The 20877-nt window shown below is 41.2% G+C and carries 18 protein-coding genes; 11 read left to right on the top strand and 7 right to left on the bottom strand.

Going from position 1 to position 20877, the window contains the following annotated elements; genetic code table 11:
- Positions 1-143: 143 nt before the first annotated feature.
- From EIP89_RS07685 to EIP89_RS07655, 7 genes are all read right to left on the bottom strand, one after another.
- On the bottom strand, positions 144-1568 hold the full coding sequence (locus tag EIP89_RS07685) for a beta-helix domain-containing protein (RefSeq protein ID WP_124398091.1): 1425 nt from the start codon (positions 1566-1568) through the stop codon (positions 144-146).
- A gap of 37 nt (positions 1569-1605) precedes the next feature.
- Positions 1606-4407 (bottom strand): TonB-dependent receptor, encoded by a 2802-nt coding sequence (locus EIP89_RS07680; protein WP_124398090.1) that lies wholly within the window; start codon positions 4405-4407, stop codon positions 1606-1608.
- A 113-nt stretch (positions 4408-4520) separates the two neighbouring features.
- The gene (locus EIP89_RS07675; protein ID WP_124398089.1) at positions 4521-5330 is read right to left on the bottom strand and encodes a cell envelope integrity TolA family protein; all 810 of its coding nucleotides are present in this window, start codon (positions 5328-5330) and stop codon (positions 4521-4523) included.
- A 5-nt stretch (positions 5331-5335) separates the two neighbouring features.
- A complete protein-coding gene (locus EIP89_RS07670) occupies positions 5336-5728 on the bottom strand; it encodes an ExbD/TolR family protein (protein WP_124398088.1) in 393 nt (130 codons plus the stop codon).
- Between the two features lie 12 nt (positions 5729-5740).
- Positions 5741-6436, bottom strand: coding sequence for a MotA/TolQ/ExbB proton channel family protein (locus EIP89_RS07665; protein ID WP_124398087.1), 696 nt, complete (start codon positions 6434-6436; stop codon positions 5741-5743).
- A gap of 106 nt (positions 6437-6542) precedes the next feature.
- On the bottom strand, positions 6543-7928 hold the full coding sequence (nhaD, locus tag EIP89_RS07660; protein ID WP_245966122.1) for a sodium:proton antiporter NhaD: 1386 nt from the start codon (positions 7926-7928) through the stop codon (positions 6543-6545).
- The gene (locus EIP89_RS07655) at positions 7925-9163 is read right to left on the bottom strand and encodes a Glu/Leu/Phe/Val dehydrogenase dimerization domain-containing protein (protein WP_124398086.1); all 1239 of its coding nucleotides are present in this window, start codon (positions 9161-9163) and stop codon (positions 7925-7927) included. The genes nhaD and EIP89_RS07655 overlap by 4 nt, the downstream gene beginning before the upstream one ends.
- A gap of 176 nt (positions 9164-9339) precedes the next feature.
- Here EIP89_RS07655 and EIP89_RS07650 point away from each other — a divergent pair, with 176 nt between their 5' ends.
- The 11 genes from EIP89_RS07650 to EIP89_RS07600 all read left to right on the top strand — a co-directional run bounded on the left by EIP89_RS07650 (position 9340) and on the right by EIP89_RS07600 (position 20862).
- Positions 9340-10506: a PSP1 domain-containing protein gene (locus EIP89_RS07650; protein WP_124398085.1), complete on the top strand. Its 1167-nt coding sequence runs from the start codon at positions 9340-9342 to the stop codon at positions 10504-10506.
- A complete protein-coding gene (locus tag EIP89_RS07645; protein ID WP_124398084.1) occupies positions 10503-11057 on the top strand; it encodes a gliding motility lipoprotein GldH in 555 nt (184 codons plus the stop codon). Before EIP89_RS07650 ends, EIP89_RS07645 begins: the two co-directional genes overlap by 4 nt.
- 11 nt (positions 11058-11068) lie before the next feature.
- On the top strand, positions 11069-13339 hold the full coding sequence (locus EIP89_RS07640; RefSeq protein ID WP_124398083.1) for a penicillin-binding protein 1A: 2271 nt from the start codon (positions 11069-11071) through the stop codon (positions 13337-13339).
- A 7-nt stretch (positions 13340-13346) separates the two neighbouring features.
- A complete protein-coding gene (locus tag EIP89_RS07635; protein ID WP_124398082.1) occupies positions 13347-14216 on the top strand; it encodes a cell division protein FtsX in 870 nt (289 codons plus the stop codon).
- On the top strand, positions 14213-14461 hold the full coding sequence (locus tag EIP89_RS07630; protein WP_124398081.1) for a DUF3098 domain-containing protein: 249 nt from the start codon (positions 14213-14215) through the stop codon (positions 14459-14461). Before EIP89_RS07635 ends, EIP89_RS07630 begins: the two co-directional genes overlap by 4 nt.
- On the top strand, positions 14458-15270 hold the full coding sequence (locus EIP89_RS07625) for an undecaprenyl-diphosphate phosphatase (protein WP_124398080.1): 813 nt from the start codon (positions 14458-14460) through the stop codon (positions 15268-15270). The genes EIP89_RS07630 and EIP89_RS07625 overlap by 4 nt, the downstream gene beginning before the upstream one ends.
- Positions 15271-15280: 10 nt before the next feature.
- Positions 15281-15967 (top strand): tRNA pseudouridine(55) synthase TruB, encoded by a 687-nt coding sequence (gene truB, locus EIP89_RS07620; RefSeq protein ID WP_124398079.1) that lies wholly within the window; start codon positions 15281-15283, stop codon positions 15965-15967.
- 67 nt (positions 15968-16034) lie between these two features.
- The gene (locus EIP89_RS07615; protein WP_124398078.1) at positions 16035-17339 is read left to right on the top strand and encodes a cryptochrome/photolyase family protein; all 1305 of its coding nucleotides are present in this window, start codon (positions 16035-16037) and stop codon (positions 17337-17339) included.
- 750 nt (positions 17340-18089) lie between these two features.
- A complete protein-coding gene (locus EIP89_RS07610; RefSeq protein WP_124398077.1) occupies positions 18090-19124 on the top strand; it encodes a Card1-like endonuclease domain-containing protein in 1035 nt (344 codons plus the stop codon).
- A 3-nt stretch (positions 19125-19127) separates the two neighbouring features.
- On the top strand, positions 19128-20495 hold the full coding sequence (locus EIP89_RS07605) for a CRISPR-associated DxTHG motif protein (protein ID WP_124398076.1): 1368 nt from the start codon (positions 19128-19130) through the stop codon (positions 20493-20495).
- Positions 20482-20862 carry a hypothetical protein gene (locus EIP89_RS07600; protein WP_124398075.1) on the top strand — a complete coding sequence of 127 codons (381 nt, stop codon included), beginning with the start codon at positions 20482-20484 and terminating at the stop codon, positions 20860-20862. The genes EIP89_RS07605 and EIP89_RS07600 overlap by 14 nt, the downstream gene beginning before the upstream one ends.
- The last annotated feature ends 15 nt before the right edge of the window (positions 20863-20877 follow it).

Below are 20877 nucleotides of genomic sequence, written 5' to 3'. Positions count from 1 at the left end.
CATTTGCCGGGTTGCTGTTTAAAGACTACTCGCCTCACTTAAAATGTCTATGATGGCTCTAATTTACTTCAATTAAGGGTTTTATCAAAATAAAAAAGAAGGCGTCCTTTACTTTTTGGACACCTTCAATGTACATGTAAATATTAATATACCTTATCGATAGGATTGAATTCAGCCCAGCCGGCAGTCCAGTCAGTTGTACCAAATGCACCGCGGAAAGTCACATTTTTATCGAAGAAGTTAGTACGGGTCGCTTCATTGAACTTAGCATTGCTGAACGAAGCGCCTGACAATAAAGGCTTTCCAGTAGCTACAGTGAAGGTAGCTCCAGAGTACTGGTTTGGAAGGCGGTTTCCGAAGAACACATTCGGATTCAGACCCCAGTGATTGTGAGTAGAGTCAGAAATCACGTTGAATGTTTGGTTATTTGCTTCCCAGTTGGTGCGCACTGAATCAGCACTCATACCTGATCCAGCAAAGTATCTGTTAGAGTTGCCTGCAGCGATCAGAATGTTGTTGGATAGGACTCCTGTACCATTCTGATAGTTGGTAAGTACAGACGGCTGGTTGTAACGGATACCTCTGGGGAAACCGGTAAATACTGAGTTAAACACGGAGAGAGCAGTACGACGACGAGCATCTATACAGTGCTGGAAGTTGGCATTACTAATCGATGAACCTGACTTAATTGGACCTACGATTGTAAGGTTGCTCAACACACCATTGGTATATGGCTGTACATCGTTGTCGTTCGGACCATTATCAGTTTCGATACCGTTAGAACCTGACTGGTCGGCATAGCCAGGATAGCGAACAGCAAGACCAAACTGTACGTTACCAGACCATCCGAAATCGATGTCGAAGTCGTCATCCCACATAGCGAATGAGATAAGGTACTTACCGTTGTTAGTACCGCCAAACCATTCGAAACCGTCGTCGCCACCGAATGATACCATGCAGTACTCCATGATGGTACCGCTACCAACACCACCCATAGTGATGGAGTTAGTTTCGTTATTTGGTGAAAGCTCGATACCAGCAAATTCTACACGAACATAGCGGAGCTCACCGGAAGACTCAGTGTTATTGGCAGTTTTAGCTGAGTTGTTGTTAGCAGGATTACCACCGAAGTACACCGGAGGATCAATACCCTCGATCGCTGGGTCTACCTGATTGCAGGCTGCATTACCGAGGATAACAAGACCACCCCAGTCACCGCGATCACGCAAACCTTCTTCAACCGCTGAGGTGAATACAATGGGTTGATTGGCTGTACCGCGGGCGATGATTCTTCCACCCCGATCGATGATGAGGGTACCTCTTGTTCTGCGATCTCCAAAAATCACTGTACCTGGCTCGATGGTCAATGTTTGGCCGTTTCTCACAAATACCTGACCCTTCAGCAAGTACTTCTTGTCAGCTGTAAGAGTGCGGGTAGTAAGGTCACCAGTCAACTCCACAAGCGTGGGCTGGTTGTTGTTAATGTTGTTGTCATCTTCGTTCTTCGAACAAGATGAGATGACAAGGGCAGCAGAAACCATCAAAGCTGCTTTTAGAGTGTTTCTCATTGTTATCGGGTTTTGGTTTAGTTTACTTTTCAGTATTTTATCGCAAGTCATAGGTGAATTGAAGGTTTATCAACGTACCTCGACGGAAGCTGAAGATGTTTCGATCTAATGCATCGTAAGGAGACCCATTTCGGTCAGTATCTTGATAGAATCGGTACTTGAAGTTTAGCAGGTCTTGAATTCCAAACTTGATCTGATATTTTTTAAACGATTTTGATACAGTTAAATCAATACTGTGTCTCGGAAGCTCATAGATATCCGGGAAGTTCAAATCGCCAATTGCAAAGAGTCTCTCGCCGAAAATGTTATATGCCAGAGAGATAATCTCTCTGCGTTTTTCGTTTGTATAGGCTGTAATAGCATTAAAAATGTACGGAGACTGACCTTGTAATGGACGAACACGGGTCTGTGCTGAGGCTTGTACACCTAAATCAACTATGGAATAGATGTAAGAGGCATTGATGTTAAAGCTGAATCGCTCCAAAATCGGATTTGAAACTACATTTTTTAAACTTTTTCTAAACTCCAATTCAAGGCCATAGTTCCGGGCGTAATCAGCATTTATGAAGGTAAACTGTGGCAATTCTGATGTAACAATATTTCGCTGCTCAATGGGATTATCGAAGTATTTGTAGAATGCTGCAATGCTGATTACTTCACCCAGCCTCGGGTAATATTCGTAGCGGAAGTCAAAATTGTCAATTACTGCATTTTTCAAACCAGGTTCCCCTACTTTATTCGCGTCAAGTTTGTAATCGTAAAAGAGGAAGGGAGCTAATTCGCGAAACTCAGGTCTGTTTACTGTACGGGCATATGCAAGACGAAGCTGTGACTTTTCATTTAAATAATAACTAATATTCAGCATAGGCAAGAAGTTGCCAAAGGGATTGTTTACACGTACAGGAACCAATCCTTGGTAACCGTCGAGCCGCTGAATGTTGTATTCATACCTGAAGCCGTAATCAAAGTTGAAACGTCGATATTCGGAATTTACCCCAATATAGGATGCCGTAAGTAGATTGCTCGCATCGTAAGAATCGACAGGGCGCGTACCCTCTCTCAAAACGAATCCGTTAGCGGGGTTTACGTTTTCATTGGAAAAAATCTGGTCGAGAGGAAGGCGCTCAAGCTCTGCTTTTCTATCAGAAGGAATGGATCCAGGAATTAAGTAAGAGAAATATCTCGAATCAAAAGTTCTTATTTTAACATCAGAAAATACACCTGCTTTTAGCGCTTGGAAAAATCCTGGTTTATTCCACTTGTACACATAGTTTAAAGCTTGTGATGATGAAACCTCAAACAATGAACCGAAATATCTAGAAGCATCGAAGAGATTAGAAGACGGTGGTGTGATCATTACGTACTTGCCATCCGATGAATTATTGGGCAAAAACGTTCTAAAGCGTCTTAAATCGGGCTCTGACTCGTTAAGAAGATTGAAGCCGACGGTGAGATTAAGAGTTTGATGATCGTCTAAGTGATAATCGACTTCACCTTGAGTAATGTAAATAGTACGGCTGCGGTATCCGAGTAGATAATGTCTTCTCAATCCAATGTCTTGAATGTAATCTTCACCTACTCGAATGTTGGTTTCGTTTTCGCCGATTTGATTAAAGAGATTGCTCCATTGAATTTTGAATTTTGAACCTCTAAGCCAAGAGAAATTGGACATGAGCGAAAGTCGGTTGTTCTTCTCGTAGATGTTATCTATAAATTCAAATCGCGGTAAGACCTCGTTGGGGCGAGTGGTATCGTATTCTAAAAAGCGATTAAAACTTCTGGTGGCATGTACATACGATTGCGAGATTGAGAAGGCAGTAATATTTGAGAATTGATTTTTTCCATTATTTACTACACGACCTAAGGTGTAACCTATACTAAAATCAGGTGCTGCTACATATTCCTGTGTAGTAAAATTGTTCGGCAGCAGATGAGCAAATCTTGCGCGATCAGGTGATAATGTGGGTAGGCTTTCGAAACGATCAGTGGAAGGAAAATCAGCTGGCAATCGGCGATAGGTATCAAATCCTAAAAAATCGGTAGAAGAGCCTTTTGACCTATAAAACGGCTGAAAAGTGGTTTGTGTGCGATAACCAATGCCATACTGAATCTGATCGAAATTTGACTCAACGGTATTGTTGGTGTACACTTTTATAATACCTCCGGCCATATCAGCTGGTAGTTCTGGTGTAGCCGATTTAAAAATCAGCATGCGGTCAAGTGCCCCGCTGGGAATTAAATCGAAAGAGAAAGTTCTGCGATCTACCTCAGTGCTCGGTGCCAGTGTGTTATTGATAACTACATTATTATAGCGCTCATTCAAACCGCGAATCAATACAAATCTGCCGTCTACGATGGTAATGCCTGGTATACGCTGCATTACTTGAGCAGCATTATTGTCTTGCGATAGGGCGATTTGTTGTTTTGAAATGCCTGATACTACTTGCTTGGCTTCTTTTACCTCCAGAATAACTGCACTTTGCGTATTTGTAACTTTGGTGGCTACAACCTGTACATCGCTGAGCAACTGGGTGGATTCTTCGATTTGGAAGTTCTGCGTGTATGTTCTTCCGCCAAATACTTCGATAAAAGCAGTTTGTTGGTTGTAACCCACATAAGAGCATACCAGCGTATGTTTGCCTGCCGGTACTTTAAATTCATAGAATCCGTCAATATCAGTTGAAACGCCTATAGTAGTACCTTTTATTACGACGTTTACACCTACCAGGCTTTCTTTCGATTGTTTGTCAATTACTCTTCCTCGTACGGTTGCATATTGTGCATTTAGTAATGAAGCGAAATAGGTTAGAAATAGTACCAGAAAATAAAGTTTCCTCATGCGTTTTTTACTGATTGCAAAGCAATCCGCATCAGGTTAAGTAACATTAATTGCAGTATTAAATGTGTGTTAAGTGGATTAGCTAATTGAGATGATAAAAAGCTGTAAAACAGTTAGTTTTTTCTAAATTCATAAATTATGTAACCAATCTGCTCTTCCGGTGCATCCTGATCGGCACTCCATTTTGTGCGCAATGCAGCATCGCGGGCTATCTGGTTAAGACATTCAGAAAACACGTTTGTAGAAAAGTTTTGAAAGCTCACACCCGGTATGGCTTCGATTACATTTCCGTTCTGATCTACTTTAATACGTACCACTACCCGTCCGAATTCCTGGCAATTGTAATCAGGTTTTGGTTTTACTTGAGCTGTGCGGCCTCCCAAGAAATAACCTGTACCGCTCGATCCGGCCCCTGAACCTCCGCCTCCAGAGTTGCCGCTTTCGTTAGTACCTGTAGGCGAACCCTGTGTACCTGCTTGTGAACCGCTCCCGCTTTGTCCGCCGGCACCCCGATTCGGGTTGTTGAGAATGTTTTGTAAACGTTGGTCTATTTGAGGTTTGTCTTCCTGTGGTTGTTGATTCTCAGGCTTTTTGATGTCCTGTGGTTTTTGGGTTGTTTTAGGGTTTTTATTTTGGTTGATGGCTGGAGCATCTTCAACGTCTTGTGTGGGCGAAGTAAATTCTGTTTTCGAAGTGTTTGATGAGGCAGGAGTAGTCTGTGAAGGCTGTGGTTGCTGCGTATCGGTAATATTTTGCGGGCCTCCGGCGTCTGCATTAAATCCGAATTGTATTGCAATACCCTCTTCAGGTTTGGGATCAAAATAAGTTAGGCCAAAAAAAAGAAAGATGATGAACAACACGAGGTTGATCAAAATGGTGAGTGCTAAGGCATTTTTCTCTTCTTTTGTTTTTGGCCAATCCATTTCTATTATTTTGGGTCTGTTGCAAGCACCATTTTCATACGATTTCGGTATGCGATATCCATTACTTTTACCACCTTTCCGGTTGGCACACTTTCGTCAGCAAACAAGATGATTACAGGTGCTTCTTTGCCGGCTATGAGCGAAACCAGTTCAGACTCCAGAGCATCTTCAGTTACTGGTCGGTCATTAACGGTAATTTTCAGGTCCTTTTTTATGGCTACAGAAATGTCCTGTTTTTTTACGGTTTCGGCTTTGCTTTTTGGCAGTATCAGGTCCAAAGCGCTGGTTGTAACGAGTGTAGAGGTGAGCATAAAAAAGATGAGCAGCAGAAAGACGATGTCTGTCATGCTGGCCATGCTAAACTCTGCACTTACCTTATTTCTTCCTCTCAGATCCATAGCTGACTTGGTTTAAACGGCTTCGTTTAACAGGTCGAGGAATTCTGTAGCACTTACCTCCATTTTATACACCACGTTGTTCACTTTTGTTACCAGGATGTTGTAACTCATATACGAAACAATGCCCACAAGCAACCCGGCTACAGTAGTTGTCATCGCTGTGTAAATGCCTTCAGCCAGCATATCCACGCGGATTTGCCCGCCAGCTGCAGCCATTTCGTGAAAGGCCAGAATCATACCTATTACCGTACCTAAGAAACCAATCATAGGTGCAGCCCCTGAGATGGTAGCAAGCAAGGCTAAGTTTTTCTCCAGTTGCAAAACTTCGATTTTTCCAGTGTTTTCAATGGCTGCGGCTATGTCTTTCAGCGGCCTGCCGATTCTGCTGATGCCTTTTTCGATCATGCGCGCTACAGGTGTATTGGCTGAGGCACACATGGCTTTGGCAGCATCGAGCTTACCGGCTGAAACCTGTGCCTTAATCGCATTGATAAAACCTTGATCGAGTTTTCCTGCCTTTGAGATGGATTGATATCGTTCGAAAAAGATGTAAATAGCAATTGAAAACAACAAAAAAAGTATCGACATAATCACGATGCCGCCTACTCCCCCACTTGTAATCAATTCCATAATTGACAGCGTCTTCTGTACTGGTTCTTGTGGGGGTTCAAAACCTGGATTTACACCTGTTTGAATCTGTAAAAACATTGTTTTTGTTACGTTTTTTCTATTTGGCAAACATAAAGTGAGGGTCACAAAAGTGAAAGTGCTAAATGATTCACAGTTTGTGACTATTGAGTCAAGTAACTAACTATCAATGAAAAATATTGTATTGTAAAACGTAAATCAGCGCTCCAGATAGGTATCCGATCAGAGCGAGAGGGGCTATTTTTCGAAAATACCAACTAAACGTTATACGCTCAATGCCCATTACGGCTACTCCGGCAGCCGAGCCAATGATCAGGGCGCTACCACCAGTCCCTGCCGCATATGCCAGAAACTCCCAAAACAATCCATCTTGTTCGAAAAAAGTACCCGGTTGAATGGGATACATCCCCATAGCTGCAGCTACTAAAGGCACATTGTCGACCACACTCGAAAATAAACCAATTGAAAGAGCAAGGAGAATGATTCCCGATTTGTGCTCTATTCCTATTGTATGATCAAGAAAGGTGGCCAGATGTTTTAAGGTACCGATGCTTTGCAAACTACCAACAGCCAGCAGAATTCCAAGGAAAAACAATACCGATGCCATGTCAATTTTTCGGATCACGCCAATGACTGATAGCTCCCTCTGAACTGCAAACGGTTTTTTGCGGTGTAGCATTTCCGTGGCTATCCACATTATTCCAAGGCTTAGCATCATACCCATGAACGGAGGCAGATGGGTAACGGCTTTAAATACAGGCACAAATAAGAGAAGGGAAAGACCTCCTACAAAAATTATTTTTTTTTCTTTTGATGTAACGGCTGGGTAACTGTGACCGGTTGATACCTTAAAAACCGGATGGCTAATGTTGCCTTTTAAACTGCGGGTAAGCAACAACAATGGAACTATTAAGCAAAAAAGACTAGGTAAAAATACCATAGTAATAATGCGTACTGTAGTAATCTGCTTTCCAATCCACAGCATAGTAGTAGTCACATCGCCGATAGGCGACCATGCCCCGCCCGCATTAGCTGCTATAACTATCATTCCAGCAAAAAGCCAACGATCTTTGTAATTAGCCACAATTTTTCGCACGAGCGAGGCCATTACAATAGTCGTTGTTAGGTTGTCAAGTACCGCACTCATAAAGAAAGTAAGTGCACTTACTAGCCACATAAGCGATAGTCGGCTGGTGGTGTGAATGCGATTTGTAATGATCGAGAAACCTCCGTGAGCATCTATGGTCTCCACAATGGTCATTGCCCCGATCAGGAAAAAAAGTATGCTTGCAATCTCAGAAAGGTGCTCAAGCAGCTGATGATCCGAAATGTATTCCAGAATTTTTTCCTTGTCGGGTTTTGATAGGGGAATCCCCAGATGGTGAGCTACATCGTTCCAATCTACTAATTGGGATGACGATAGTGCATACAATGCCCAGCAGATCACACCAGTAACTAAAGCAGAAGCAGCCTTATTTACATGAATTTTATGCTCAAGTGCGATTGCTACATAGCCAATTACAAAAACAATCACAATGATATACTCCATCATGATAAGAAAGATTTTTGAGAGGCTAATGCCAATTGATAGGCAGATCTCGTTATACCATAAACTGAATGATTTATTTCAAAGCACTTTTGAATTGCCCATAAAATTCTGTTGGAGACATCGGAAAATATGGCTCGATCACTAACCACGGCCGAATCGCTCATCAGATAGGCAAAGGTGCGCGCCATACCACAATTAGCTATAAAATCAGGAATCACACTTACAAGCGAATCTGCTTTGGTAGCTATGGGCCCCATAAAAATTTCATTATCCGCAAAGGGCACATTGGCACCGGAAGAAATAACCTCCAATCCAGCTTTTAACATATGATCTAAGTGATGCTCAGCGACCAATCTGGAGGCTGCTGCCGGCACAAATATTTCAGCACCGATGCTCCAAATTTTTTCATTTACCTGTACGTAATCCATCATATCGTCAGCTACTAACGAATTTTGAGATTTATTTTCAAAAAATTCTTTTATGGTGAGAAAATCGAATCCATCAGGGTTAATTACACCGCCCTTTCGGTCGATGATTCCCACAATTTTCACACCGTAAGAGGCAAGGTAATACGCAGCCGATGCCCCTACATTTCCCCATCCTTGTATGATAGCCCTTTTGCCCTCTAAATCTGAGCCTCTAAAAACCGAATAATAGTGCTTAACAGCCTCAGCAACGCCATAACCTGTGATTAAATCCGATACAGTAAGCACACTCTTAATTTTAGGTGCAATGCCCTCAGAAGTGACTGGCAGTACAACGCCCTTCTGAAGGTTGCTTATTTTCTGAGCTTTAGTTGCCTCATCAGGCGCATAGTGACCAACTAAGACTCCTTCTTGTGGATGCTCAATACCAAGGCCATATGTAATTGGGATTACCTCTTCTTTCTCATCCACGTTTAAGTCGCCCCCAGTACCATAATAATTTTTCAACAAAGGCTTGATAGCCTTATACCAACGGGTTAAAACCTCGTGTTTACGTGGATCGGTAGGGTCAAAATCAATACCCGACTTTGCTCCGCCAATAGGAGGACCAGCTATGGCGAATTTTATTTCCATCGTCTTAGCCAGTGACAGAACCTCTTCTTTGGTAAGTCCTTTACGCATGCGAGTACCACCACCTGCAGCACCACCTTTAAGCGAATTGATCACTACCCAACCGCGGGCTTCGGTCTCTTGATCGTTCCATTCGAAAACTATTTCCGGTGCCTGTGCTTCAAATTTTTTAATCAGTTCCATTCAGTGCTGTAAAAGTTCGACCGGCAAAATTATTTAGAGACTTAAGCCATTTTCTCATATTTGTTTTGTTTTCAGATTTTTAGATATCCTTAACGCTGACTTAAACAACACTCAGCGCTTCACTCGGCCTTTGGATATTGAAATGTTTACCTTTGCAGTCATAATTTTCTTCAAAAATGGGATGTGCATCATGCAGTAAGTCGGACAAAGGATTGCCCAAAGGGTGCAGAAACAATGGAAGTTGCTCCACCGGTGGATGCGATAAACTGCCCATTTTTGATTGGCTGGCAAATATGACAGAGCTAAATGCTCTGAATCCATGTCCATACGTAGAAGTTCGCTTTAAAGGCACGCGGAAAGAGTTTTATCACAATCCTGATAAACTGAGCTTACACATTGGCGATATTGTGGTAGTCGAGGCCGCCCAAGGCTGGGATGTGGGAGTTGTATCCCTCGCCGGTGAACTCGTGAGGCTTCAAATGCGCAAAAAGCAAAAAGGCGATGTTGCAGAAATAAAACAACGCATCCTGCGCAAGGCAACCCAAAAAGACATATCCATCTGGACAAAAAACCAGCAGCGAGAAGAAGAATTGAAATTAAAAACCCGTGAACTGGCGAAAAAACACAATCTTCGCATGAAGGTCTCTGATGTGGAATTTCAGGCAGACGGCACAAAAGCCACCTTTTATTACACAGCCGACGAGCGGGTTGATTTCAGAAACCTCATAAAAGACATGGCTGCCTCTTTTGGTATCCGCATCGAAATGCGTCAGATTGGCTTTCGCCAGGAGGCCGCTCGTCTGGGAGGCATCGGTTCGTGCGGCAGAGAGTTGTGCTGCTCTACCTGGCTTACCGATTTTAGAGCTGTGAATACTGCTGCAGCCCGCTATCAACAGCTCTCGCTCAATCCCCAAAAACTTGCTGGCCAATGTGGCAAACTCAAGTGTTGCCTCAATTACGAACTAGACTCTTATATGGAGGCCATTAAAGAATTCCCTGACTTCAATCAGGTACTGAAAACAAAAGCAGGAGAAGGTGTTCTGCAAAAAGTTGATATCTTCAGACGCATATTGTGGTATGCCTACGCTGATAATACAACGAATTGGCATGGAATACCACTTAATAATGTTCTTAAAACCCTCGAAGACAACAAGAAAAACATCCTGCCCGAAAGCCTCGAATCGCTGGTAGAACAACCTCCTCAAAACGCTGAAATGCCAGTAACTCCTTTGCTCACTTCTACTATCGACACAATTGAAAACTCAGAAAAGGAAGCACAAAAGAAGAAAAGAAACAAAAAGAAAAAGGCAAAAAACAGCCAAAATAAAACCAACAAAAAATGATGTTTTTTAAAAAATACTGGTCATTGATCTATATAGAAAATTTTCGCAAAAATTCCACATCATTTAATTCAAAAAACGGTAAATTTTTACTCCTAATATCTCTTTCCTTTTTTGCACTTTTGTCATTTCAATCATGTAAAGATGACACCATTTACCACATTGAAATTACAGAAATAGAAAATCCATGGCACAAGGATACAACTCTTTCCTTCCAATTTTTTATTGAAGACACGACTAAAGTATATCTAATCAAATCCATTTTGCACTACACGAGCGAATATCCCTTTGCCAACTTATACGTAAAAAGAGAAATTTTTTACGAAGACAATCGTGAGTACGGCGATACTGCTAACTACGTGCTCTTCGACGATATGGGAAAGATGACAGGTAAGGGATTTTCACATACAAAAGTATTAGAAAACACCATTGGTAAAGGACCTCTCCGATTTGGAAATATTGGATATTATTACATCGATTTCAATCATTTAATGCGCATAGATTCCTTACCCGGAATAGAGAAAGTAGGTATCGTAATTCAGGAAGTCAAGTAAAATCTTTTCAGATGGTAAAAAGCACAAAAAATCTACTAAATTATGTAAAACTTTTTTGGTATTCAGTAGGTGCTGCAGCAGCATTGTTTTTGCTATTTATCACAAGTATCGCTCTTGGAGCTTTTGGCCCATTGCCAGGATTTGAAGAAATTGAAAACCCCAAGAGCAATCTGGCTACTCAAATCATATCGCAAGATGGGGTAGTACTTGGTAAATTTTACAAAGAAAACAGAACACATGCCGAGTTTGAAGATCTCAGTCCGCATCTGGTAAATGCCCTAGTAGCTACAGAAGATGAGCGATTTTACAGTCATTCGGGCATCGATGTCAAAGCCCTAATGCGCGCTGTGTTCTTGCTTGGTCAGGCAGGTGGCGGTAGCACCATCACTCAGCAGCTCGCCAAAATGCTCTTTCACGAGCCACCGAGCAACATTTTTACTCGAATTATTCAAAAAGTTAAAGAATGGATAATCGCCCTTCGCCTCGAACGCCAGTACTCGAAACAAGAGATCCTGGCGATGTATTTGAATCAGTTTGACTTTCTATATCAAGCCGTAGGCATCGAGTCAGCAGCACAGATTTATTTTAACAAAAGTCCCAAAGACTTAGACATTCACGAAGCAGCTCTACTAGTGGGAATGGCCAAAAACCCTTCATTATTCAACCCAATTCGCTTTCCTGAAAGAGCCTTGCAGAGAAGAAATGTGGTTCTGAATCAGATGCTTCGAAACAAATTCATAACAGCCGAACAGTACGAAGAACTCAAAAACAAGCCATTAAGCCTAAATTTCAGAAAGCAAAGCCACAACGAAGGCCCTGCCTCATATCTTAGAGAACACATCAGGCTGTTTCTAAGCGAATGGGTAAAAGAACATCGCAAACCCGACGGCTCGATGTACAACATTTACACCGATGGATTAAAAGTCTATACTACCATCGATTCGCGAATGCAGCAATATGCCGAAGAAGCTGTGGCAGAACATTTATCAAATTACCAAAGAGTATTTTTTGCTAAAGAAAAGGGTCGAAAAGACTTTCCTTTTGTAAAACTAACTGAAGCTGAAATCGAAGACCTCTTAATGCGTGCTGTAAAGCGTAGCGAACGCTATAAAGAACTGAAATCCAGTGGTGTGAGTGAAGATTCTATCCTGAAAAATTTCAAAACACCTACGCCCATGCAAATCTTCTCGTGGAGCGGGGAGATCGACACACTCATGACACCTCTCGATTCTATAAGGTACTACAAATCGTTTTACCAAACCGGATTTATGGCCGTAGAGCCACAAACCGGCTTTGTGAAAGCATGGGTAGGTGGCATCAACTTCAAGCATTTTAAGTATGACAACGTGTTTCAGTCCAAGCGGCAAGTGGGCTCTACTTTTAAACCGTTTTTGTATGCTACGGCAATTAAAGAAAAAAAGTACAGCCCATGCTTTGAGGTACCTGACGCTCGAATATGCATCGAAGCCGGTATGTACGGCCTTCTTAAAGATTGGTGCCCCTCTAATTCCGACGATAAATACGAAGGAATGATGACCCTGAAGAGAGCACTAGCCGAAAGTAAAAATACGGTGAGCACCTTTTTAATGAAACAAATCGGACCAGCCAGTGTCGTTCAGCTTTGCAGAGATTTAGGCATCAGAAGCGAAGTGCCTGAAGCACCCTCTATAGCCCTTGGCACTATGGACTTAAGCGTATACGAATTGGTTGGCGCTTACACGACATTTGCTAATAAAGGTACCTATACCGAGCCTATTGTGATACTGCGCATTGAAGACAAAAATGGATTGGTATTAGCTGAATTTGAACCCGAAACACGGGAAGTGATGAGCGAAGAGGTGGCCTACGTAATGCTCGATATTCTGAAGGCCGTAACTCAGTATGGTACAGGCGCCCGCCTACGCAGCAAAGGCGGCTCTTATCTCGAAAATGTAGTTACAGGATTTCCCTGGGGATTTGATAACCCCATCGCCGGTAAAACAGGTACTACTCAAAACAACAGCGACGGTTGGTTTGTGGGCATGGTTCCTAATCTGGTTGCCGGAGCTTGGGTTGGTTGCGAAGACCGATCGGCACACTTCCGCTCTACGTACTTCGGACAAGGTGCCACTGCCGCTATGCCTGTTTGGGCTCTTTTTATGAAAAAGTGTTACGCTGATCCCAATTTGAAGGTCAGTCGCTCCGACTTTGAGCCGCCTCAAGAGCCTATTTCCATCATTACTGACTGCAATCTGTACCGACAAAAGCAAAGTGCCGACGATTTACCCGATTGGATAAGATAACAAGGCTATGGCCCGCACCTATTTGAAAAACAGGCTTAGAGCAAATTTTGTAAGTGTAATCATCTCTCAAACACTCGTCCTTTTTGTACTGGGTGTTTTTGGATTGATCGTTTTTAACGCTCGTATAATAGCCAAAAACCTAAAAGAAAACCTCACCGTATTAGTCGTTCTAAAACCTGAAGTTAATCCTGCTGATGCCCGAAGACTTCAAAAGGTATTAGAAACCGACGAACGCATTCGACGCACCGAGCTCATCACGCGGGAAGAGGCTGCTGAAATGCTCAAAAAAGACCTCAATGAAGACTTCATTGATTTTTTAGGTTATAATCCTCTTTCGGATGTAATCGAACTCAATGTGTATGAACAGTTTGCTGACGAGCAGGTAATCGCTTCCATTGAAAAGCTTTTGAAGTCAGAGCCAAGTGTTGATGAGGTTGTTATCGATAAAGATTTGATTTACTTGATGAATTCTAATCTCAAAAAGCTCACTTATGTGGCTTTGGGCATGGTAGTTATCTTGTTATTGGTCTCCATCGCGTTGATCAACTCATCCATTCGGCTGTCGATCTACTCTTCACGATTTATCATCCGCACCATGCAACTGGTAGGCGCTACTCATTGGTTTATCATCCGCCCATTTATGTTAAATGCTGCCCTTCAAGGATTTGTCTCAGGTTTATTCGCTTCAGGCCTCCTTTTGGCATTATACAAATATTCACTGCGCTGGACGTCTGAAATGTTTCTTCAGCTCGATGAAACCATTCTCTACATAAATATTCCCCTGTTGAGCACTTTGGGCGTGGTTGTTTCAACTGTCTGCACTTTATTTGCCCTCAATAAATATCTTCGGTTAGACATTGAACAATTATACGCATGAAACATAATTCGTCTCAAAAACCCTTTATTTTCGGAAAAACCAACTATCTGATTATGATAAGTGGCATCTTGCTTATGGCTATCGGGTATCTTCTGATGAAAGGAGGGGGTAGCGATGATCCTAATGTATTTAATGAAGAGATATTCAGTCCAAGAAGAATTCGAGTGGCCCCAGCCCTGATCATTCTCGGCTTCATTACGCAGATCTTCGCCATCATGTACCAGCCTAAAGAGCAAGGAAAATGAACTTATTAGATGCCATAATTCTGGGTATACTTCAGGGGCTTACAGAGTTTTTACCGGTAAGCTCCAGCGGCCACCTAGAAATTGGCAAAGCTCTCTTAGGGCTGCACATGGGTGGCGAAGAAAGCCTTCTCTTTACAGTAGTAGTACACTTTGCCACAGCTGCCGCCACCCTGGTGGTATATCGCCGAGAAGTTGGCAAGATTATCAGTGGTTTATTTCAGTTCAAAAACAACGAAGAAACTCAATTTGTCGGTCTTATTGTATTATCTATGATTCCTGCTGGAGTCGTAGGCCTTCTATTTGAAAAACAAATCGAAGCGCTTTTCGAAGGTAAAATTGCCTTTGTGGGAGCTATGCTCATCGTCACCGGTTTGCTTCTTTTTGTAGCAGATAAGTCTAAAGCATCCAAAAAATCAATTACTTCGCTCAACGCTTTTCTCATCGGTATAGCTCAGGCCATTGCGATTTTACCTGGTATTTCACGTTCAGGAGCTACCATAAGTACATCAGTGATACTTGGAGTAGATCGCGAGCAGGCAGCGCGCTTTTCTTTTCTTATGGTTATCCCCGTGATTTTTGGCAAAATCCTTCTTGATGCAGGCGATATGATTCAGGAAGTCTCAGCCGTTGAAAATCCAACCCAAGTATCCTTCCCCGTACTTCTAGCAGGTTTTGCAAGTGCGTTTTTGGTGGGCATTTTCGCTTGCAATCTGATGATTGCAATGGTTAAGCGCGCTCAGCTTAAATATTTCTCCTTTTATTGCTTTGTAGTCGGATTCGTATCCATCGTATCTTACTATTACTATTAAACCATCGTGCGTGAAATCCGCCGATTTTTATCTAAATGGCGCCATTTTGCTCATTGATAAGCCCATTGGTGTTACATCATTTGATGTAGTCAGACGAATAAGGGGCATTATCAAAAAAAAATATCAGCTAAAAGGAATCAAAGTAGGTCATACCGGTACACTCGACCCATTGGCCAGCGGTCTGCTTGTTATCTGCACTGGAAAAGCCACCAAAAATATTGATGCCCTAATCAACGATTCTAAAGTATACACCGGACAAGGTAAACTGGGCTATACCACACCCAGCTACGACCGCGAAACCCTCGAAATAGCCACCAACCGCCCTTTACCGACTGACATCACAGAGCTTCAAACGGCTGCAAGTACGTTTGAAGGTGAAATACTTCAAACTCCCCCACTCTACTCCGCCATCAAAATTGACGGTCTGCGGGCATATGAATTGGCTCGCTCAGGTCAGCAAAAGGAACTCAAAGCCCGTCCGGTTCAGATTTTCAAATTCGAAATTTCCAACTTCTCTCCCCCGTTTTTTGACTTTATGGTGCACTGCTCTAAGGGTACCTATATACGCAGCCTCATTCACGACTTCGGTCAAAGGCTCGATTGCGGGGCTTACCTTACCGAACTGAGAAGGATACAATCCGGAGAATTTCGCATTGAAGATTCCATAAAATTAGAATCCTTAGAAGAGGTACTTTAATTCTCCATGTATCCGAACAGCAGCTTTTCTTAGCTGTTTTAAAAATGTTTTTAACGCAAAAAAAATTATGGAAAAAATTGCTATACACTGGTTCAGAAGAGACTTAAGACTCGAAGATAACGCAGCCCTCTATCACGCTTTGAAATCCGGCTTGCCTGTACTGGGACTCTTTATTTTCGACAGACATATACTCGATAAACTTCAGGACAAAACCGATCGCAGAGTAAATTTCATCTATCAAGAGGTTAAAAGACTCAAGGCTGAGTTAGAAAAGTTGGGTTCAACCCTTTTGGTAAAATATGGATTTCCTGAGGAAGTGTGGCCTCAACTCACCGAAGAGCTCCCAATCAGTCAGGTATTTGCCAACCGCGATTACGAACCCTATGCTCAAAAGCGCGATAAACAGATTTACGACATCCTTCAATCAAAAGGCATCAAATTCACTGGGGCAAAGGACCATGTAATTTTTGAAAAAAACGAGGTTTTAAAAGACAATGGTCAGCCCTATACCGTGTACACGCCTTACAGCCGAAAATGGAAAGAAAAACTCAACGATTTTTACCTAAAATCCTATCCTACTCAAGCCTATTTTTCAAATTTTTACAAATCAAATCCAAAGCCCATACCCACCCTCGAGGAAATGGGATTTGTGACAACCTCATACGAATATCCATCGCGAGAGATTCCGATGGGCATCCTCCAAAATTATCATCTCAAAAGAGACTTTCCGGCCACACAGGGCACTTCGCGTTTAAGCGTTCACCTGCGATTTGGCACTATCAGCATCCGTACCCTAGCCCGCTTAGCTGCCTCCACCAATGAAAAATATCTTAACGAACTGATTTGGAGAGACTTTTATCAAATGATTTTGTACCACTTTCCATACATTCCCGACAAAGCTTTTAAACCCGAATACGACCGCATTCAGTGGGAAAACAACGAAGATCACTTCAAAGCCTGGTGCGAAGGGCGAACCGGTTACCCTATAGTGGATGCCGGCATGAGCGAATTAAACGCCACCGGCTTCATGCACAACCGCGTACGTATGATTGTCTCAAGCTTTTTAACCAAACACTTGCTGATCGACTGGCGCTGGGGTGAGCAGTATTTCGCAGCCAAATTGCTCGACTACGAAATGGCCTCTAATGTAGGAGGCTGGCAATGGGCAGCTGGAAGCGGCAACGATGCAGCCCCTTACTTCCGAATTTTTAACCCCGCCCTCCAAACCGAAAAATTCGACAAACACCTAGATTACGTAAAAAAATGGGTGCCCGAGCTTAACACATCTGCCTATCCCAAGCCTATAGTCGATCACACATTTGCACGTAATCGAGCCATCGAGCGCTATAAAAAGGCTTTGGAACAAAAATGAGCTTTTGAAATCTGTTTGACAATACGAAATTTTTTAAATAAACTGTCTTACAAATTCACGCATAGCAAAGGTGACCATAATGTTCTGATCTCTCGAAGGAATGGGAATCACTTCATTGTAGTGAATGGCGGTATTTCTGCTTCTTGAAAAAATGTTTGCTACATTACTTAAAGCAGGGTCTAAATGAATTTTTGGTAAATTTAGTTTGATAGTACATAAAAGATTTCTTATTTGTCCATTTTGTAGCAAAGAAAAAGTATGAAAATATAAAAATTTCAGTGAGACATATTTCTGAGATTTTTACGCATAATGTAATGGAAGCTATGCAACAATTGCTTTCAAAAACATATTGCAATTTCCTCTGACGTTTAGAAGAATTCCTTTTGGTAAATTTCGAATAGTTTTTTTTTTTTTTTTTTTTGCAGAGTATTATAGAACAACTTCTTGAAAAATCTCACAATTGTTGTTTGAAGTATTGTAAAAAGAAAAATTTTGAAGGAAGTCCGAAATATTCATGATTTCTTAAAATAATTTCATCGTTCACATTTGGGGAATCTTTTTACCGAGATTCATTTTTTTATTATGCTATGAAAAATCATTTAATATGATAGCAAATTGATTTAGATGTTTCTGTAGCACTTAATTTTGCACTTACTTAATACAGCATTTGGATTTTCTTGTTAAGAAATAAATTACATGTTGTTGCATACTCGGTAATTAATGGTTTGCTAAAGGTTTAAAATACAATAAATGCGTATCCTCATATCGACCATCTCCGACCAACCCATGCCTAACTATTTGCTTATTAAGGAACTGAAAGACATAGACCACTATGTTTTTATCACGACTCAAAAAATGGAAGCCAAAGGCAAGTGTGAAACCTTAGCTACCACTGCTGGAATTACATCTGAGCGATACACAAAAGTGATCGTTTCAGAAAATGATTTGCACCAGAATCTTTCAAAATATACCGAAGTTGATGTTTTAAATAGAGAAGAAGCTACCTATTTAGTAAACGTAACTGGTGGAACTAAGCTCATGTCGATAGGCATGTGGTATTATTTCTCCAACCGAAAAAATACTGAATTTTACTATGTCCCTTTCAGCGCAAAAGGCTATGAAAAAGTGTATTCAAATAAATCCGCTGAGTTTATAGAATTCACTTACTTTATGGGTGCTGAAGAGTATCTGAATTTACATGGAATGAATTGCGAATGTAAAACTGAAATTAAAAGCGACAAATGGTGCAACAATGTATGGCAATATCTTTTGAAAAGCGAGTTTAATACTCAAAAATTGCCATTAGAATTTAAAAATCAAGACGGAAGTATTAACGGAAATTTGTACGGTGATTGGTTTGAACAATATATTTATCTAAGCATAAAAAGAAAATTAAATTTAGAAGATAAATACATAAAACTGGGTATTAAACTCAAAGAAATAAATCCTACTCACACCGTTGAAAGTGCCATGAACGACAATGAGATCGACGTGTTAGTTCTCTACAAAAATCAACCATTTGTAATTGAATGTAAAACAGTACATGATCCTATTAAAATTAAATCTACAACGCTTTTAAACCAAATGTATAAAGTAGCAAGTCTAAACAAAAGATTTGGTCTATCAGCGCGCTCTATTTTAATCACGCTAGCCAAACTCGAAACACTGAGCGAAGAAACGAGAAATAATTTGCGTTTAAAAGCCAGCCTAATGGGCAATATTGAGCTTTTTGGAAACACAGATTTACAAAGAAATAAAATAATTCAATTGATCAAAAATACATAAAATATGTCAAGGAAATTTTTCTCATTTCTCGGTACGAGCGACTATGTACCCTGCAAATACGGAAATGAAACTTACACAGACAGCGAACCTGAAAAATACGTGCAAATTTCCACCTTGCGAATGCTTAATGCCCAAGAGTGGAATGAAGCCGATTCCATCGTCATCTTTATGACGGAAGATTCTAAAATTCGAAACTGGCTTGACAATGGACACAAGGATAGAAATACAGGACAAATCATCCTTAATAACGGCCTTGAAAAGAGATTAAACAACTTCGGAACCAGAGCCCGAATCGAACCTGTTATCTTCCCCATCGATGGCCGCAACGAACAGGAAATATGGCAATTATTTGCCATTATGATCCATCAGCTACACGAAAACGACGAAGTGTACATCGACGTAACACATGCCTTTCGATCGATTCCAATCCTGTTCACTGTCTTAAGTCAGTATGCGCGCCATCGATTGAACATTAACATAAAATCCATTACATACGGAAATTTTGAAGGTCGCGACCAGAATACACAGATTGCTCCTCTCATCGATTTAACCATATACAGCTTCTTCATGGAGTTGAGCGACTTCGCATATCAACTCCGAAAATTTGGATATGCCGTCGATGCAAAAGATTTCACACAAGAAATTACCCGCGAACTTGGAAAACTTTTTAAAGGCAATAATGAAGCACTGAACAATCTTAACCAGTTAATAATAAATCTTCAAAATTTTTCTGAAAACATTTTTATCTGCAACGGACCAGATATAAATAAAGGTAAACATTTAAACAAAATACTTCAATTTTCTTTTAACGAAACAGCATCAGACAATAGCATCATTCAAGTAATAACCGATCTTTTTAAACCTATTGTTACGGAAATTCAAAACGTTTTTCCCTCAGGCACATACAATGCTCAAGATAATACCTTGAATTGCCTTTATACTGCCCGCTTTTGCCTTCAAAAAAACCTTATCCAACAAGCCGCTACTCTACTAAACGAAGGTCTTATTGCCCATATGGAGCATACCAAAATAACAGATAAAAACCAGTTTAATTATTCAATAAATGCAACTTCTGAATATAAAAAATACATAGAGCGATATAGTTTTATTTCATCACTGCTAAATGTTGGGGAGTATCCAGCTGAAAATTGGCAAAAGGAAGAACTTAAAAACAACAAAGAACTGGGAGTAACTATTAAAAATAATACACCTAATTTTACACAACTTCATTCCATAGTTTTAGAGTTGAGTGAAATCAGAAATACTCTGAATCATGGTCATTTTGGCAGAAACCAACCGGGTGAGTATAATAAAAGACTTAAAAATATTTACATGCAACTTTTAGAAATTCTGAAAGATGACATTAATTAACATATCAAACCACCCCTCTGCTCAGTGGTCAGCCCGACAGAGACAAACAGCCAAAAATTCCTTTGGAGAAATTGTCGATGAGCCCTTTCCGGTTGTGGATCCATCATGGACATCGGAACAAATAATCGATGAAGTCGAACGTTTCATCGACATGTTAAAGACTAAATACGATCCGCTGTATGCCCTAGCTTTTCATGTAATGGGTGAATTTACCTTTTGCCTAGCCCTTGTGGCACGTCTGATTGACCTTGGAGCTGAAGTGTATGCCTCTACAACCCAAAGGCGCGTGGTAGAAGAAGCTTTTGGCGATGTAACGCGTAAAGTAACTCTGTTCGAATTTGTTCAATTTAGAAAATATTCCTTATAGAAAAAAACTAAAAAA

Origin of the sequence: Thermaurantimonas aggregans (genome assembly GCF_003851885.1) — a bacterium.
GTDB classification, from domain to species: Bacteria; Bacteroidota; Bacteroidia; order Flavobacteriales; family Schleiferiaceae; genus Thermaurantimonas; species Thermaurantimonas aggregans.
This window is presented reverse-complemented; position numbering and strand designations above follow the sequence as displayed.

Bases quoted from the DNA above. Each gene is read 5' to 3' on its own strand.
- EIP89_RS07640 (WP_124398083.1), top strand. From the start codon at position 11,069: ATGGTAAAAAGCACAAAAAATCTACTAAATTATGTAAAACTTTTTTGG.
- EIP89_RS07635 (WP_124398082.1), top strand. From the start codon at position 13,347: ATGGCCCGCACCTATTTGAAAAACAGGCTTAGAGCAAATTTTGTAAGT.
- EIP89_RS07600 (WP_124398075.1), top strand. From the start codon at position 20,482: ATGACATTAATTAACATATCAAACCACCCCTCTGCTCAGTGGTCAGCC.
- nhaD (WP_245966122.1), bottom strand. From the start codon at position 7,928: ATGATGGAGTATATCATTGTGATTGTTTTTGTAATTGGCTATGTAGCA.
- EIP89_RS07645 (WP_124398084.1), top strand. From the start codon at position 10,503: ATGATGTTTTTTAAAAAATACTGGTCATTGATCTATATAGAAAATTTT.
- EIP89_RS07615 (WP_124398078.1), top strand. From the start codon at position 16,035: ATGGAAAAAATTGCTATACACTGGTTCAGAAGAGACTTAAGACTCGAA.
- EIP89_RS07610 (WP_124398077.1), top strand. From the start codon at position 18,090: ATGCGTATCCTCATATCGACCATCTCCGACCAACCCATGCCTAACTAT.
- EIP89_RS07630 (WP_124398081.1), top strand. From the start codon at position 14,213: ATGAAACATAATTCGTCTCAAAAACCCTTTATTTTCGGAAAAACCAAC.
- EIP89_RS07650 (WP_124398085.1), top strand. From the start codon at position 9,340: ATGGGATGTGCATCATGCAGTAAGTCGGACAAAGGATTGCCCAAAGGG.
- EIP89_RS07665 (WP_124398087.1), bottom strand. From the start codon at position 6,436: ATGTTTTTACAGATTCAAACAGGTGTAAATCCAGGTTTTGAACCCCCA.
- EIP89_RS07680 (WP_124398090.1), bottom strand. From the start codon at position 4,407: ATGAGGAAACTTTATTTTCTGGTACTATTTCTAACCTATTTCGCTTCA.
- EIP89_RS07670 (WP_124398088.1), bottom strand. From the start codon at position 5,728: ATGGATCTGAGAGGAAGAAATAAGGTAAGTGCAGAGTTTAGCATGGCC.
- EIP89_RS07625 (WP_124398080.1), top strand. From the start codon at position 14,458: ATGAACTTATTAGATGCCATAATTCTGGGTATACTTCAGGGGCTTACA.
- EIP89_RS07675 (WP_124398089.1), bottom strand. From the start codon at position 5,330: ATGGATTGGCCAAAAACAAAAGAAGAGAAAAATGCCTTAGCACTCACC.
- EIP89_RS07655 (WP_124398086.1), bottom strand. From the start codon at position 9,163: ATGGAACTGATTAAAAAATTTGAAGCACAGGCACCGGAAATAGTTTTC.
- EIP89_RS07685 (WP_124398091.1), bottom strand. From the start codon at position 1,568: ATGAGAAACACTCTAAAAGCAGCTTTGATGGTTTCTGCTGCCCTTGTC.
- EIP89_RS07605 (WP_124398076.1), top strand. From the start codon at position 19,128: ATGTCAAGGAAATTTTTCTCATTTCTCGGTACGAGCGACTATGTACCC.